The sequence below is a fragment of the Streptacidiphilus neutrinimicus genome, from assembly GCF_000787815.1.
GTDB classification, from domain to species: domain Bacteria; phylum Actinomycetota; class Actinomycetes; order Streptomycetales; family Streptomycetaceae; genus Streptacidiphilus; species Streptacidiphilus neutrinimicus.
Genome location: NZ_BBPO01000070.1, coordinates 1 through 14,499 on the forward strand (window position 1 = coordinate 1; position 14,499 = coordinate 14,499).

Here is a 14,499-nt window from a genome sequence, read left to right on the forward strand (position 1 = left end):
GCCCCGGCGGGTTCGCCCGAGGGCGGGGCCGCGACCGCCACCGTCGCGACCGAGGCCGCGCAGACGTCGGCCGGCGCCGCTCCGGCGCAGGCCAAGCAGGCGGAGAAGACGGAGAAGGCCGAGAAGGCAGTCGCCGAGAAGCCCGCCGCCGAGGCGCAGGCCGCCGGCGCGGACACCCGCGAGCGTGGCGAGCGTGCCGACCGCGGTGAGCGCGGCGACGGTCGCGAGAGCCGTCGCGAGCGCCGCAACCGACGTGACCGTCGTGACGGCGGCCAGGAGGGCGGCCAGGGCCAGCAGAGCCAGGGCGGTCGTCAGCAGGACGGCGGCCAGGGCGGTCGCCAGGGTCGTCAGCAGCAGGGGCAGAGCCAGAGCCAGCAGGGCGGCGGCGACTTCGAGGACGACGAGTTCGGCGGCCGTCGCCGCGGCCGTTACCGCGACCGCAACCGCCGTCGCGGCGACCGCTTCGACGGCGTGGCCGAGCCGCAGGTCGGCGAGGACGACATCCTGATCCCGGTCGCGGGCATCCTCGACATCCTGGACAACTACGCCTTCGTCCGCACCTCGGGCTACCTGGCCGGGCCGAACGACGTCTACGTCTCGCTGGCCCAGGTCCGCAAGAACGGCCTGCGCAAGGGCGACGCCATCACCGGCGCGGTCAAGCAGCCGAAGGACGGCGAGCGCCGCGAGAAGTTCAACGCGCTGGTCCGCCTGGACTCGGTCAACGGCACGGACGCCGAGGGCGCCCGCAACCGCCCCGAGTTCAACAAGCTCACGCCGCTGTACCCGCAGGACCGGCTGCGCCTGGAGACCGACCCGGGCGTGCTGACCACCCGCATCATCGACCTGGTCGCCCCGATCGGTAAGGGGCAGCGCGGTCTGATCGTCGCCCCGCCGAAGACCGGCAAGACGATGATCATGCAGGCGATCGCCAACGCGATCACCCACAACAACCCCGAGACCCACCTGATGGTCGTCCTCGTCGACGAGCGTCCGGAGGAGGTCACGGACATGCAGCGCTCGGTCAAGGGCGAGGTCATCTCCTCGACCTTCGACCGTCCCGCCGAGGACCACACCACCGTCGCCGAGCTCGCCATCGAGCGCGCCAAGCGTCTGGTGGAGCTGGGTCACGACGTGGTCGTGCTGCTGGACTCGATCACGCGTCTGGGCCGCGCCTACAACCTGGCGGCGCCGGCCTCCGGCCGCATCCTGTCCGGTGGTGTCGACTCGACCGCGCTCTACCCGCCGAAGAAGTTCTTCGGCGCCGCGCGCAACATCGAGAACGGCGGCTCCCTGACGATCCTCGCCACCGCGCTGGTCGAGACCGGCTCGCGCATGGACGAGGTGATCTTCGAGGAGTTCAAGGGCACCGGCAACATGGAGCTCAAGCTCGACCGGAAGCTCGCGGACAAGCGCATCTTCCCGGCGGTGGACGTCGACCCGTCCGGCACCCGCAAGGAAGAGATCCTCATGTCCCCCGAGGAGCTCAAGATCGTCTGGAAGCTGCGCCGGGTGCTGCACGCGCTCGACTCGCAGCAGGCGATCGAGCTGCTGCTGGACAAGATGAAGCAGACCAAGAGCAACGCCGAGTTCCTGATGCAGATCGCCAAGACCACTCCCGGTCAGGACGACTGATCTCACCTTTTTCGGTGAATGAGTGAGACCCCGGGCTTTCCGCCCGGGGTTTCACGTTTTTCTGAGAAGGGTTTTAACGAGCATCACGTACCTTCGAGGACATGTCCGACAAGTGGGCGAAACTGCGCGGAACGCGTTCGCGTCGCGCCGTGCGCATCCTGGCGTTGTGCGCGGCGGTGGTGGTCCTGCTCTGCGGGGCCGGTGCGGGCTGGGTGTACTGGAGGCTCAGCCACAATCTCAAGACGGTCGACCTGAGCGGTGAGCTGACCCCGCCGGCGCAGGACGCCTCGGGTGCGATGAACGTCCTCGTCCTGGGCTCCGACTCCCGCTCGGGCGCGAACGGGCAGCTGGCGGGCGGGCAGACGGACGGCACGGCCCGCTCGGACACGGCCATGGTGGTGCACGTCAACCAGGCGCACACGGCCGCCACGGTGGTCTCCATCCCCCGTGACGCCCTGGTGGACCGCCCGGCCTGCGGGAAGGACCCGGCGGCGTCCGGCGTCATGTTCAACACCGCCTTCGAGGTCGGCGGCGCGAGCTGCGCGGTCCGGACCGTCGAGTCGATGACCGGTCTGGGCATGAACCACTACCTCGAGGTCGACTTCTCGGGCTTCGCCAAGCTGATCGACGCTCTCGGCGGCGTGGACGTCACCACGACGATCCCCATCGCCGACGACCTGAGCGGCCTCCACCTGCCTGCGGGCACGCACCACCTGGGCGGCGACGAGGCGCTCGCGTTCGTGCGCACGCGGCACGGCGTGGGGGACGGCAGCGATCTCGGCCGGATACAGCTCCAGCAGGAGATGGTGAAGTCGGTGCTGAAGCAGGTGGAGAACCTCGACCTGTTCAGCAGCCCGACCAAGCTCTTCTCGATCGCGGACGCCGCGACCGGCTCGGTCACCACGGACTCCACGCTCGGCTCCGTGCACGCGCTGCTCGGCTTCGCCGAGGGCCTGCAACACGTCAAGTCCACGGACATCACCGGCGTGACGATGCCGACCGCGACGGCGCCGGGCGACCCCAACCGGCTGGTGGCCCTCCAGGGGCCGGCGGACGAGCTCTGGTCGGCGCTCAAGGCGGACCAGCCGGTCCCTGCGTCGGTCATGAAGCTGCAGCCGAAGAACCCGGCCGACAGCTGACACGGCCCGGAATATCCGCCCGCGCAAGGTCGTTTTGGAGCACGGCGCCAGTCCTGGCAGACTGGTACGTCGGTCCCGGTTCACGGACAGCGTCCGCTCCTCCGACCCGGAACCCTCCCGCAAACCTAGGAGCATCCCTTGAAGCGCGACATCCACCCGACCTACGTGGTCACCCAGGTCACCTGCACCTGTGGCAACGAGTTCACCACCCGCAGCACCGAGAACTCCGGCGTCATCCGCGCCGAGGTGTGCTCGGCCTGCCACCCCTTCTACACCGGCAAGCAGAAGATCATGGACACCGGTGGCCGCGTGGCCCGCTTCGAGGCCCGCTTCGGCAAGAAGCACGCCAAGGCCTAACCGCCTTGCGGCGCCGGCCGGGCGTACCCGTGGTTTCCGCGGGTGCGTTCCGGTCGGCGCCGTTCGCGTTGGCCCCCTTGCCCATCCCGGTCATCTCGGTCATCCCGGTCATCTCGGTTCGAAAGAAGGCTCAGCTCCCATGTTCGAGGCAGTCGAGGAGCTCCTGAACGAGCACGCGACGCTGGAGGAGCGTCTCGCCGACCCGGCGGTGCACGCCGACCCGGCGACGGCGCGGCAGCTCTCCAAGCGGTACGCCGAGCTGACGCCGATCACCCGCGCCTACCGCGACTGGCGCCAGGCCGGTGAGGACATCGAGACGGCCCGCGAGCTCGCCGCCGACGACCCGGACTTCTACGCCGAGATCAAGTCGCTGGAGGCCCAGCGCGAGGAGCTGACCGAGCGGCTGCGGCTGCTGCTGGTCCCGCGCGACCCGAGCGACGACAAGGACGTGCTGCTGGAGGTCAAGGCGGGCGAGGGCGGCGAGGAGTCCGCGCTCTTCGCCGGCGACCTGCTGCGGATGTACCTGCGCTACGCCGAGAAGATGGGCTGGAAGGCCGAGATCATCGACTCCAACGAGTCCGACCTCGGCGGCTACAAGGACGTCCAGGTCGCGGTGAAGTACCGCGGCGGCAACCCGGAGCCCGGCCAGGGCGTCTGGGCGCGGCTGAAGTACGAGGGCGGCGTGCACCGCGTGCAGCGCGTGCCTGCCACGGAGTCGCAGGGCCGCATCCACACCTCCGCCGCGGGCGTGCTGGTCACGCCGGAGGCCGAGGAGGTCGAGGTCGAGATCAACGCGAACGACCTGCGCATCGACGTCTACCGCTCGTCCGGCCCGGGGGGCCAGTCGGTCAACACCACCGACTCCGCCGTCCGCATCACGCACCTGCCGACCGGCATCGTCGCGTCCTGCCAGAACGAGAAGAGCCAGCTCCAGAACAAGGAGCAGGCCATGCGCATCCTCCGCTCCCGCATTCTCGCGGCCCTCCAGGAGGAGGCCGACGCCGCGGCCAGCGACGCGCGCCGCAGCCAGGTGCGCAGCGTGGACCGCTCGGAGCGGATCCGCACCTACAACTTCCCGGAGAACCGGATCTCCGACCACCGCACCGGCTACAAGGCGTACAACCTGGACCAGGTGCTCGGCGGCGAACTCGACGCGGTGATCCAGTCCGCCGTCGACCAGGACGCGGCCGCCCGCCTCGCCGAGGCCACCTGATCCACCCGCCGGGGCTGCAAGGCCCCGCCGGACCGCTCAAGTCCGCTAAGAGAGGCGCGACGTGAACCTCCTCCTCGCCGAGGTGGCCCGAGCCACCCAGCGGTTGGCCGATGCCGGTGTGCCCTCGCCGCGGTTCGACGCGGAGGAGCTCGCGGCGTACGTCCACGACGTCAAGCGCGGCGAGCTGCACAGCGTCAAGGACGCCGACTTCGACGCCCGCTACTGGGAGGTCATCTCCCGCCGCGAGGCGCGCGAGCCGCTGCAGCACATCACCGGCCGGGCCTTCTTCCGCTACCTGGAGCTCCAGGTCGGTCCGGGCGTCTTCGTGCCGCGGCCGGAGACCGAGTCGGTGGTCGGCTGGGCGATAGACGCGCTGCGCGACATGGACGTCGCCGAGCCGATGGTGGTCGACCTGTGCACCGGCTCCGGCGCGATCGCCCTGGCGCTGGCGCAGGAGGTGCCGCGCAGCCGCGTGCACGCCGTCGAGCTCTCCGAGGACGCCTACGCCTGGGCCCGTCGCAACGTCGACGCCAGCCCGGACGCCGCCCGGATCGAGCTGCTCCAGGGCGACGCCACCCGCGCCTTCGAGGACCGCCCGGAGCTGAGCGGCCAGTTCGACCTGGTCATCAGCAACCCGCCGTACATCCCGCTGACCGAGTGGGAATACGTCGCTCCGGAGGCTCGCGACCACGACCCGGAGATGGCACTCTTCTCCGGCGAGGACGGACTCCACACCATCCGCGGCATCGAGCGCGTCGCCGCGCGCCTGCTGCGGCCCGGGGGAGTCGTCGTCGTCGAGCACGCGGACACCCAGGGCGGGGTCGTCCCCTGGATCTTCCGCGAGGAGGACGGCTGGACCGACGCCGCCGACCACCGCGACCTGAACAACCGCCCCCGCTTCGCCACCGCGCGCCGCGCCGTCCTGTAGGGAAGGGATCCACCGATGAGTCGTCGCTACGACTGCTCCGACGCGACCGAGCGCGCCGCCGGTCTGCGTGAGGCCGCCTCCGCGATCCGCCGGGGCGAGCTGGTGGTCATCCCCACCGACACCGTCTACGGTCTGGCGGCCGACGCCTTCTCCGCGGAGGCCGTGGGCGAGCTGCTCGCGGCCAAGGGCCGCGGCCGGAGCATGCCCAGCCCCGTGCTGGTCGGCTCGCCGACGACGCTGCACGGCCTGGTCACCGACTTCTCCGAGTCCGCCTGGGAGCTCGTCGACGCGTTCTGGCCGGGCGGTCTCACCCTGGTCGCCCGTCACCAGCCGTCGCTGCGCTGGGACCTGGGCGACACCCGTGGCACCGTCGCCGTCCGCATGCCGCTGCACCCGGTCGCCATCGAGCTGCTGAACACCACCGGACCGCTTGCCGTCTCCAGCGCGAACCTGACCGGCGGCCCGTCCCCGGCCACCTGTGACGAGGCCGAGGAGCAGCTCGGTCAGTCCGTGTCCGTCTACCTCGACGGCGGCCGCGCCGACCACGCCGTGCCGTCCACGATCGTCGACGTCACCGGCAAGATCCCCGTCCTGCGTCGTGCCGGCGCGGTCTCCCTGGAGCAGCTCCGCGAGGTCGTACCAGACGTGGAGGCCGGCAGTTGACCGGGCGCCATCGCCTCCGGCCGCCGATACGTCCCCTCCCGCGCCTGCACCACGAGGTCGCGGGCCATCGCTCCGGCGCGTTCCGGATCCTCTACGTCTGCACCGGCGGAGTCTGCCGCTCGCCCATGGCCGAGCGGCTGACCCGTCATGAGCTGACGCTCCGTCTCGGGGACGGCGCGGAGACCGAGATATCGGTCGAGAGCGCCGGCACCTGGGGCCACGAGGGCGCCCCGATGGAGTCACACGCCGCTGAGATCCTCGCCGAGTTCGGCGCGGACTCCTCCGGCTTCGTCGGGCGCGAGCTGCTCGACGACCACGTCATCGACGCGGACCTGGTGCTGACGGCCACCCGCGACCACCGGGCCCAGGTGATCTCCATGGGCCACGACGCCGGCCTGCGCACCTTCACCCTGAAGGAGTTCACCCGCCTCGTCCGCGCCATCGACCCGGCGACCCTGCCGGACTCGGTCGGGGAGGGCGCCCTGGCCGAGCGCGCCCGCGTCCTCGTCCGCGCGGCCGCTGCGCTGCGCGGCTGGCTCCTGGCGGCCTCCCCGGAGGCCGACGAGGTCGATGACCCGTACGGCGCACCGCTCGGGATGTTCCGCAACTGCGGCGAGGAGATCTTCGACGCCCTGGATCCGATCGTCACCGCCCTGACAGGCGTCAGCCGGGTGCGGGTCTGAGCCTGTTCCGGGCGTGCTGCAACCTCCGGCTCGGCGTACCGTGACCACCGGAGGTGCATGCGGCCATGGCGACCCTGGCGACCAGTGACGAGTCCACGAACGCGGGTCTGGCCGACGTGCCGGACCCCGACCTCGACGCGCTCGTGGCCGCCGAGGGCGACCGGCGTCGCCGGCAGGTCAACCTCCTCGCCGGGGAGAACCCGGAGTCGCCCGGCGTCCTGGCGCTGCTGGGGAGCGCGTTCGCGGACAAGTACGCCGAGGGGTACCCCGAGCGGCGGCACCACACCGGGTGCGGGCCGGCCGACGACGTGGAGACCCTGGCCGTGGCCCGCGCGAAGGCGCTGTTCGGGGCCGATCACGCGAACGTGCAGCCCTACTCCGGCTCCATCGCCATGCTCGCCGCCGCCGCGGCCCTGCTGCGGCCGGGGGACGCCGTGCTGGCCATGTCCCTCAAACACGGCGGCCACCTGACCCACGGCTCCTCCGCGAACTTCTCCGGACGCTGGTTCTCCGTCTCCGCGTACGGGGTGCGCGAGCGCGACGGGCTGATCGACCTCGACCAGGTGCGGGAGCAGGCGCGGGCGCGACGGCCGAAGGTGATCGTCGCGGGGGCGATCTCCTATCCGCGCGTCATCGACTGGGAGGGCTTCCGGGCCGTCGCGGACGAGGTCGGCGCGTACCTCGTCGCGGGCGCCGCGCAGACCCTCGGTCTCTCCGCCGCCGGGGTGATCCCGTCGCCCGTGCCGTACGCGGACGTGGTCTGCGGCGTCACCCACAAGGTGCTGGGCGGCCCGCGCGGCGGGCTGATCCTGAGCACGCGGGAGCTGGCCGAGCGGGTGGACCGGGCGGTGTTCCCGTTCATCCAGGGCGGCCCGATGGTCAACCAGCTCGCCGCCAAGGCGTACGTGCTCGGCCGGGCGGCCACGCCCGCCTTCCGCGGGTACGCGCAGCGGGCCGTGGCGAACGCGCGGCGGCTCGCGGCGGAGCTGGAGGGCCACGGGCTGCGCCCGCTCACCGGTGGGACCGACACCCACCTGGTCACCGTGGACGCCCGTGGCCTCGGTCTGACCGGCCGGGAGGTCGAGCGGCGGTGCGAGAGCGCGGGGCTGCTGCTGGGCCACTGCGCGGTGCCCTACGAGGACGTGCCGCCCGCCTCGGCCTCGGGGCTGCGGATGGGGACGCTGAGCGCGACCTCCGTGGGCATGGCCGAGCCGGAGATGACCGAGATCGCCGACCTGATCCACGCGGCCGCCACCGGGAGGACCGGGGAATCCGTCACGCAGCGTGTGGAATCCCTCGCCCAGCGCTTTCCCAGCCTGTCGACAAAACCGCAATGCGGGAACTCGACGTCCTGATGAATAGGGTGTGCACGTGACGCACCTCCATTCCCGAGCGCACAGCCATCTCGCGCCCAAGGCAAGGCGGCTATGCTCTGCCGTTGTCACGGGGGTGTCCAGCGCAGCACAGGAGGACTCTGGTGCGTGAGTTCCTGCTGACGCTCTGCGTGACCGCCGCGGTGACCTACCTGCTGACCGGTCCGGCACGGAAGTTCGCCATCATCGCGGGCGCCATGCCGGCCGTCCGCGATCGCGACGTGCACAAGGAGCCGACGCCACGACTCGGCGGCATCGCCATGTTCGGCGGTCTGTGCGCCGGTCTGCTCACCGCGGACCATCTGTCGGCCCTGCACGCCGTCTTCCAGAACTCCAGCGACGTGCCGGCCCTGCTGTCCGGCGCGACCATCATGTGGGTGCTGGGCGTGCTCGACGACAAGTGGGGCGTCGACGCGCTGGTGAAGCTCGGCGGCCAGATGGTCGCCGCCGGCGTCATGGTCTACCAGGGCCTGACCGTGCTCTGGCTGCCGATCCCCGGTGTGGGCACCGTCGCCGTCACGGACACCTGGGGTTCCTTCATCACCGTCGCGCTGGTGGTCATAAGCGTGAACGCGGTGAACTTCATCGACGGCCTGGACGGCCTGGCGGCCGGCATGGTCTGCATCGCGGCCATGGCCTTCTTCGTCTACGCCTACCGGCTCTGGTACGGCTTCTCGGTGCCGGACGCGGCGCCGGCCGCGCTGTTCAGCGTGATCCTGGTCGGCATGGTGCTGGGCTTCCTGCCGCACAACTTCCATCCCGCGCGGATCTTCATGGGGGACTCGGGCGCACTGCTGCTCGGCCTCGTGCTCTCGGTCTGCATGATCTCGGTGACCGGCCGGGTCGACCCCGACGTGATCACCGCGCAGAGCGGCGGCAGCCAGACCACCGCGGTGCACGCGATGGTGCCGATCTACATCGTGCTGCTGCTTCCGCTGACCGTGATCGCCATTCCGCTCGCGGATCTCATTCTCGCGGTGGTGCGCCGCACTTGGGCGGGAAAGTCCCCATTCGCCGCGGACAAACAGCATCTGCACCACCGACTGCTGCAACTCGGCCATTCCCACAGCCGCGCTGTATTGATCATGTATTTCTGGGCCGCGCTGCTCGCCTTCGGCACGGTGGCCTTCTCGGTCGACCGCACCGAGCGGCTCGCCCTCAACGTGCTGCTCGGCCTGCTGGTTCTCGGCATCCTGATGCTGCTCTTCCCGCGGTTCCGGCCGCACGCGCCGCGCATGGTGGAGCGCTTCGTTCCGCCCCGGTACCGCCGGAGCGTAAAGGTAAGGGATGTTCTTACCGAAGAGACGGTAAAGGAGATCGCGGACGGCTCCATTCCGGCAGGTGTGACGGCCTCCGTCGCAGATGAGAACCTGTTGGACAGGATCGGGACCGGCGCGCACGCGCTGCGTCGCCATTCGGGCACATCGGGACGATCCGGCAGTGGTGCAGAGCGTGTGTCAAGGAGCACACCAAGAAAGTAAAGACTGCACCAAATAGCTTGTGATATCGTTCACGACATCAGGAGAGCTGCCGAAGGACCTTATGGGAGAAGGTCGTTCGGGCCCCGTCTCCTCCTGATCGTCCGCACGACCCCCACCCCCCGGAGCCTTGACGATGCTGTCCAGCGACGCCCGGATCCTGCGCGGCTGCGCCCTCGTGGCGACGCCGGTGTGGATCGTCGCCGCGGTGCTCAGCACCGTTCTGGCCGGCTCCAAGGGGCTGATCGGCGCCTTGGTGGCGCTCGCGGTGGTCGCGGTGGTCTTCGCGGGCGGGTTCGCGGCACTGATGAGACTCACCCGGGACAAGCCTCAGCTGGTCCTCACCAGCGGACTGCTGGTCTACGCGGTGCAGATGCTGCTCGCGGGCGTCTTCATCGTGGTCTTCAAGCACGCCTCGTTCTTCAACGGCAAGGCCTTCGGCTTCTCCCTGCTGGCAACGCTGCTGGCCTGGGTGGGCGGGCAGGTCTGGTTCACCATGAAGAGCAAAACCCTCTACGTCGATCCCTCGGCCGGGTCCAAGCCTGACGGCAAGGACTGAACGTAAGGCCCGCGTAAAGGTAGTACCAAGACATCTGCTATCGTCCGGATTCCGGAGCCCCCTGCGCGACCACGAGCGTCAAGCGGCGTGTGCGGCTCCGGTCAACCCGATCACGGTGCCAACGCGGCGGCCGCCGTCGCGCCGACACACAAGGTTGCAGTTCTGATGCTTCACGACGAAGGAGTCAAGGGTGAGTAGCCCCTCCACGACGCTCTTGGCGAGCGGGTGTCACATCACCCCCTCTGGATGCGGTTTCCCGGCCCCCGGGCTGGACTCCTTCAACTTCAAGCCGATCTTCAGCATCGGGAGCTTCCACTTCACGAAGCCGATGCTGCTGGCGATCATCTGCATGGTGCTGGTGGTCGGCTTCTTCTGGGCCGCGTTCCGGAAGCCGAAGCTGGTTCCGGGCAAGCTGCAGCTGGTCGGTGAGATCGGCTACAACTTCATCGCCCGCAGCATCGCGCGTGAAGTGATCGGCAAGAAGGGCGACAAGTTCGTCCCCTTCCTCGCGTCGATCTTCTTCTTCGTGTGGATCATGAACATCATGTCCATCATCCCGTTCGCCCAGTTCCCGGTGGCCTCGCGCTTCGCGTACCCCGTGGCACTGGCCGCACTGGTGTGGATCACGTACATGTACCTCACCTTCAAGACGCACGGGTTCGTCGGCGGGTGGAAGCACCTGACGATCATTTCGGGCCTGCCCAAGCCGCTGGTTCCGCTGATCGTCGTCCTGGAGTTCCTCCAGAACGTCATCACCCGCCCGTTCACCCTCGCGGTGCGACTGTGGGCCAACATGTTCGCCGGCCACATGCTGATCGTGATGTTCAGCGCCGCCACCTGGTACCTGCTGACGCCCTCGATCTACGCCCTGTTCTCGGGCGGCTCGTTCGTGCTGGCCATCGGCATGACCGCCTTCGAGGTTCTGATCCAGTTCCTGCAGGCCTACATCTTCACCCTGCTCGCTTCGCTCTACATCAGCGGAGCGCTCGAAGAGGGTCACTGATCCTCGCGCGTTAGCTCGTACCAATCATCAGACTTCCGGCGGGAAGCCCCCTGTCGGATCGCATCACAAGAAGGACAAGGGTCACCATGTCTGCTCAGCTCGTCGACCTCGCCGCTGCCGCCACCGGCGTCAAGGGCAACCTGGGTGCCGTCGCCTACGGCCTGGCCGCCATCGGCCCGGGTGTCGGTATCGGTCTGGTCTTCGGTCACTCCATCGAGGCCATGGCGCGTCAGCCCGAGGCCATGCCGATCATCCGCCAGAACATGTTCCTCGGCTTCGCCCTGTGTGAGGTTCTGGCCCTCCTCGGCCTGGTCGTTCCGTTCATCTTCACGGCCTGAGTCGAACCCAGTAGCCACGCTCGACGAAAGGTAGAGACATGCTGAGCCAGTATTTGGCTGAGTCCGGGCCGCAGAACCCCCTGATCCCGGACACCGCTGAGCTGATCATCGGCCTGATCGCCTTCTTCATCGTCTTCGGCGTCCTCGGCAAGAAGCTCCTGCCCAACATCCAGAAGACTCTGGAGGAGCGGCGCGACGCGATCGAGGGTGGCCTGGAGCGGGCGGCTGAGGCGCAGGCCGAGGCCACCCGGACGCTGGAGGAGTACAAGGCCCAGCTCGCGGAGGCCCGTCACGAGGCCGCTCGGATCACCGAGCACGCCCGTGAGCAGGGATCCATGATCATCGCCGAGGCCCGCGAGGAGGCGCAGCGTCAGGCTGCGATCACCGTCGCCCACGCCCAGGCGGAGATCGAGCGCACCCGTGGTCAGGTGACCACCGCGCTGCGGCACGACATCGGCCGCATCTCGCTCGAACTGGCCGGCAAGGTCGTCGGCGAGTCCCTCGAGGACTCCGCCCGCCAGAGCCGCACCATCGACCGCTTCCTTGACGAGCTCGAAGCCAAGGCAGCGGAGTCGGCGGGTGCCAAGTGAGCGGCTCGACCCGGCAGTCCACCGCGGCCGCGCGTGAGCGTCTCGAGGCGCTGACGGACAACACGTCCGTCGACCTCGCCGCGCTGGCGGGCGACCTGCTGGACGTCACCCGGGTGCTGGACCGCGAGGTCTCGCTGCGGCGCATCCTGACGGACCCGGCCACCCCCGGTCAGGCCAAGGCCGACCTGGTCGCCAACCTGCTCACGGGCAAGGTCGGCGCGGAGACGGTCGACCTGCTCTCGGGCATGGTCCGCTCCCGCTGGAGCGCCGGCCGCGACCTGTCGGACGCGACCGAGCAGCTGGGCGCCCTGGCGCTGATCATCAGCGCCGACAAGGCGAACGAGCTGGACGACGTCGAGGACGAGCTGTTCCGCTTCGGCCGCATCGTCGCCGGCGACGTGGCTCTGCGCTCCGCGCTGACCGACAGCGCTGCCGCTCCCTCCGCCAAGGCGGAGCTGGTGCGCGACCTGCTCGGCGGCAAGGCCAAGGCCGTGACCGTCGCGCTGGTCACCGCCCTGGTGACGCAGCCGCGTGGTCGTAGCCTGGAGAGTGGCCTGGACGAGTACGCCCGTCTGGCCGCCGGTCGTCGCGGTCGCGTGGTCGCCCTGGTGACCACCGCGGTGCCGATGTCGGACACGCAGAAGGAGCGCCTCGCCGCCTCCCTGGCGACCCTGGTGGGCCGCCCGGTGCACCTGAACCTCGACGTGGACCAGCAGGTCCTCGGCGGAGTCCGGGTCCAGATCGGCGACGAGATCATCGAGGGCACCATCGCGGGTCGTCTCGACTCCGCGGACCGGAGCCTGGCCGGCTGAGAAAGCCGCATCCCGACCCTCGGTCGGTACACAACAGAGGACGGTCAGAGCCTCGTTCGCGGGACCTGACCGAGAGTCGAATACTTGCGGCCCTCCATGGGCGGGCCGGGACGCAACTAGGAGAGCAGGGAACCCAGATGGCGGAGCTCACGATCCGGCCGGAGGAGATCCGGAACGCGCTGGACAACTTCGTCCAGTCGTACCAGCCGGATGCCGCCTCGCGTGAAGAGGTCGGCACCGTCACCTTCACCGCTGACGGCATCGCCAAGGTCGAGGGTCTTCCCTCGGTCATGGCCAACGAGCTGCTGAAGTTCGAGGACGGCACCCTCGGCCTCGCGCTCAACCTCGACACCCGCGAGATCGGTGTCGTCGTCCTCGGCGAGTTCGGTGCGATCGAGGAGGGCCAGACGGTCCGCCGCACCGGCGAGGTGCTGTCCGTTCCGGTCGGCGAGGGCTACCTCGGCCGCGTGGTGGACCCCCTCGGCAACCCGATCGACGGCCTCGGCGAGATCGAGACCCACGGCCGCCGCGCGCTGGAGCTGCAGGCTCCGGGCGTCATGGTCCGCAAGTCGGTGCACGAGCCGATGCAGACCGGCATCAAGGCCATCGACGCGATGACCCCGATCGGCCGTGGCCAGCGTCAGCTGATCATCGGCGACCGCCAGACCGGCAAGACCGCGGTGGCGATCGACACCATCATCAACCAGCGCGACAACTGGCGCTCGGGCGACCCGAAGAAGCAGGTTCGCTGCATCTACGTCGCCGTCGGCCAGAAGGGCTCCACCATCGCCTCCGTTCGCGGTGCGCTGGAGGAGGCCGGTGCGCTCGAGTACACCACCATCGTCGCCGCCCCGGCGTCGGACCCGGCGGGCTTCAAGTACCTGGCCCCCTACACCGGCTCCGCCATCGGCCAGGAGTGGATGTACGACGGCAAGCACGTCCTGATCATCTTCGACGACCTGTCGAAGCAGGCCGAGGCCTACCGCGCCGTGTCGCTGCTGCTGCGCCGTCCGCCGGGCCGCGAGGCCTACCCGGGTGACGTCTTCTACCTGCACTCCCGCCTGCTGGAGCGCTGCGCGAAGCTCTCCGACGAGCTGGGCGCCGGCTCGATGACCGGTCTGCCGATCATCGAGACCAAGGCCAACGACGTCTCGGCGTACATCCCGACCAACGTCATCTCCATCACCGACGGCCAGTGCTTCCTGGAGTCCGACCTGTTCAACGCCGGCATCCGCCCGGCCGTGAACGTCGGCATCTCGGTCTCCCGCGTCGGTGGCTCCGCCCAGATCAAGGCCATGAAGTCGGTGGCCGGCCGTCTGCGCCTGGACCTGGCCCAGTACCGCGAGCTGGAGGCGTTCGCCGCCTTCTCCTCCGACCTGGACTCGGCCTCCAAGGCCCAGCTGGAGCGTGGCGCCCGTCTGGTCGAGCTGCTGAAGCAGGGCCAGTACGCGCCGTTCCCGGTCGAGGAGCAGGTCGTCTCGATCTGGGCCGGCACCACCGGTCGCCTGGACGACGTCCCGGTCGCGGACATCCGCAAGTTCGAGCGTGAGTTCCTGGACTACCTGCGCCGCGAGCACAAGGGCGTCCTGACCACCATCGTCGAGACGCAGAAGCTCGAGGACGGCACGATCGAGTCCCTCATCGAGGCGATCAACGCCTTCAAGCGCGAGTTCACCACCCACACCGGTGCGCTGCTCGGCGAAGACGCCTGACGAGACGGAAAGGACGTAA

Annotated in this window: 15 protein-coding genes; all 15 read left to right on the forward strand. The window is 69.6% G+C overall.

Translation table 11 applies throughout. From position 1 onward, the window contains the following. Positions 1-1,632, forward strand: a 1,632-nt coding sequence (gene rho, locus TR48_RS30810) for a transcription termination factor Rho (RefSeq protein WP_052443190.1), incomplete at its 5' end; no start/stop codon positions are given. A 101-nt stretch (positions 1,633-1,733) separates the two neighbouring features. Then, positions 1,734-2,771 carry an LCP family protein gene (locus tag TR48_RS30815; RefSeq protein ID WP_042373550.1) on the forward strand — a complete coding sequence of 346 codons (1,038 nt, stop codon included), beginning with the start codon at positions 1,734-1,736 and terminating at the stop codon, positions 2,769-2,771. Positions 2,772-2,909: 138 nt separating this feature from the next. Beyond that, entirely contained in the window at positions 2,910-3,128 is a 219-nt protein-coding gene (rpmE, locus tag TR48_RS30820; protein ID WP_042373553.1) for a 50S ribosomal protein L31, read from the forward strand. A gap of 139 nt (positions 3,129-3,267) precedes the next feature. Further along, positions 3,268-4,341, forward strand: coding sequence for a peptide chain release factor 1 (prfA, locus tag TR48_RS30825; RefSeq protein ID WP_042373554.1), 1,074 nt, complete (start codon positions 3,268-3,270; stop codon positions 4,339-4,341). Positions 4,342-4,402: 61 nt separating this feature from the next. Beyond that, the gene (gene prmC, locus TR48_RS30830) at positions 4,403-5,269 is read left to right on the forward strand and encodes a peptide chain release factor N(5)-glutamine methyltransferase (protein ID WP_042373557.1); all 867 of its coding nucleotides are present in this window, start codon (positions 4,403-4,405) and stop codon (positions 5,267-5,269) included. Positions 5,270-5,284: 15 nt separating this feature from the next. After that, positions 5,285-5,932, forward strand: a complete 648-nt coding sequence (locus TR48_RS30835) for an L-threonylcarbamoyladenylate synthase (protein ID WP_042373559.1) — start codon at positions 5,285-5,287, stop codon at positions 5,930-5,932. Positions 5,933-5,976: 44 nt separating this feature from the next. Then, positions 5,977-6,615, forward strand: coding sequence for an arsenate reductase/protein-tyrosine-phosphatase family protein (locus TR48_RS30840; RefSeq protein ID WP_236652414.1), 639 nt, complete (start codon positions 5,977-5,979; stop codon positions 6,613-6,615). A 65-nt stretch (positions 6,616-6,680) separates the two neighbouring features. Beyond that, entirely contained in the window at positions 6,681-7,970 is a 1,290-nt protein-coding gene (gene glyA / locus TR48_RS30845; protein ID WP_042373561.1) for a serine hydroxymethyltransferase, read from the forward strand. A gap of 122 nt (positions 7,971-8,092) precedes the next feature. Then, a complete protein-coding gene (locus TR48_RS30850) occupies positions 8,093-9,469 on the forward strand; it encodes an MraY family glycosyltransferase (RefSeq protein WP_084729902.1) in 1,377 nt (458 codons plus the stop codon). Positions 9,470-9,602: 133 nt separating this feature from the next. Beyond that, positions 9,603-10,025, forward strand: a complete 423-nt coding sequence (locus tag TR48_RS30855) for a Cg1360 family ATP-synthase-associated protein (RefSeq protein WP_042373563.1) — start codon at positions 9,603-9,605, stop codon at positions 10,023-10,025. A gap of 190 nt (positions 10,026-10,215) precedes the next feature. Continuing rightward, positions 10,216-11,028, forward strand: a complete 813-nt coding sequence (atpB, locus tag TR48_RS30860; protein ID WP_042373564.1) for a F0F1 ATP synthase subunit A — start codon at positions 10,216-10,218, stop codon at positions 11,026-11,028. 86 nt (positions 11,029-11,114) lie between these two features. Next, the gene (gene atpE, locus TR48_RS30865) at positions 11,115-11,366 is read left to right on the forward strand and encodes an ATP synthase F0 subunit C (protein WP_042373565.1); all 252 of its coding nucleotides are present in this window, start codon (positions 11,115-11,117) and stop codon (positions 11,364-11,366) included. A gap of 38 nt (positions 11,367-11,404) precedes the next feature. After that, positions 11,405-11,956: a F0F1 ATP synthase subunit B gene (locus tag TR48_RS30870; RefSeq protein ID WP_042373566.1), complete on the forward strand. Its 552-nt coding sequence runs from the start codon at positions 11,405-11,407 to the stop codon at positions 11,954-11,956. Further along, positions 11,953-12,768, forward strand: coding sequence for a F0F1 ATP synthase subunit delta (locus TR48_RS30875; protein ID WP_042373567.1), 816 nt, complete (start codon positions 11,953-11,955; stop codon positions 12,766-12,768). Before TR48_RS30870 ends, TR48_RS30875 begins: the two co-directional genes overlap by 4 nt. A 137-nt stretch (positions 12,769-12,905) precedes the next feature. Continuing rightward, positions 12,906-14,480 carry a F0F1 ATP synthase subunit alpha gene (gene atpA / locus TR48_RS30880; protein ID WP_042373569.1) on the forward strand — a complete coding sequence of 525 codons (1,575 nt, stop codon included), beginning with the start codon at positions 12,906-12,908 and terminating at the stop codon, positions 14,478-14,480. The last annotated feature ends 19 nt before the right edge of the window (positions 14,481-14,499 follow it).

Excerpts from the sequence above, each read along its gene's own strand:
- TR48_RS30835 (WP_042373559.1), top strand. The coding sequence starts at position 5,285 with ATGAGTCGTCGCTACGACTGCTCCGACGCGACCGAGCGCGCCGCCGGT.
- atpE (WP_042373565.1), top strand. The coding sequence starts at position 11,115 with ATGTCTGCTCAGCTCGTCGACCTCGCCGCTGCCGCCACCGGCGTCAAG.
- glyA (WP_042373561.1), top strand. The coding sequence starts at position 6,681 with ATGGCGACCCTGGCGACCAGTGACGAGTCCACGAACGCGGGTCTGGCC.
- TR48_RS30855 (WP_042373563.1), top strand. The coding sequence starts at position 9,603 with ATGCTGTCCAGCGACGCCCGGATCCTGCGCGGCTGCGCCCTCGTGGCG.
- TR48_RS30815 (WP_042373550.1), top strand. The coding sequence starts at position 1,734 with ATGTCCGACAAGTGGGCGAAACTGCGCGGAACGCGTTCGCGTCGCGCC.
- TR48_RS30870 (WP_042373566.1), top strand. The coding sequence starts at position 11,405 with ATGCTGAGCCAGTATTTGGCTGAGTCCGGGCCGCAGAACCCCCTGATC.
- prfA (WP_042373554.1), top strand. The coding sequence starts at position 3,268 with ATGTTCGAGGCAGTCGAGGAGCTCCTGAACGAGCACGCGACGCTGGAG.
- atpA (WP_042373569.1), top strand. The coding sequence starts at position 12,906 with ATGGCGGAGCTCACGATCCGGCCGGAGGAGATCCGGAACGCGCTGGAC.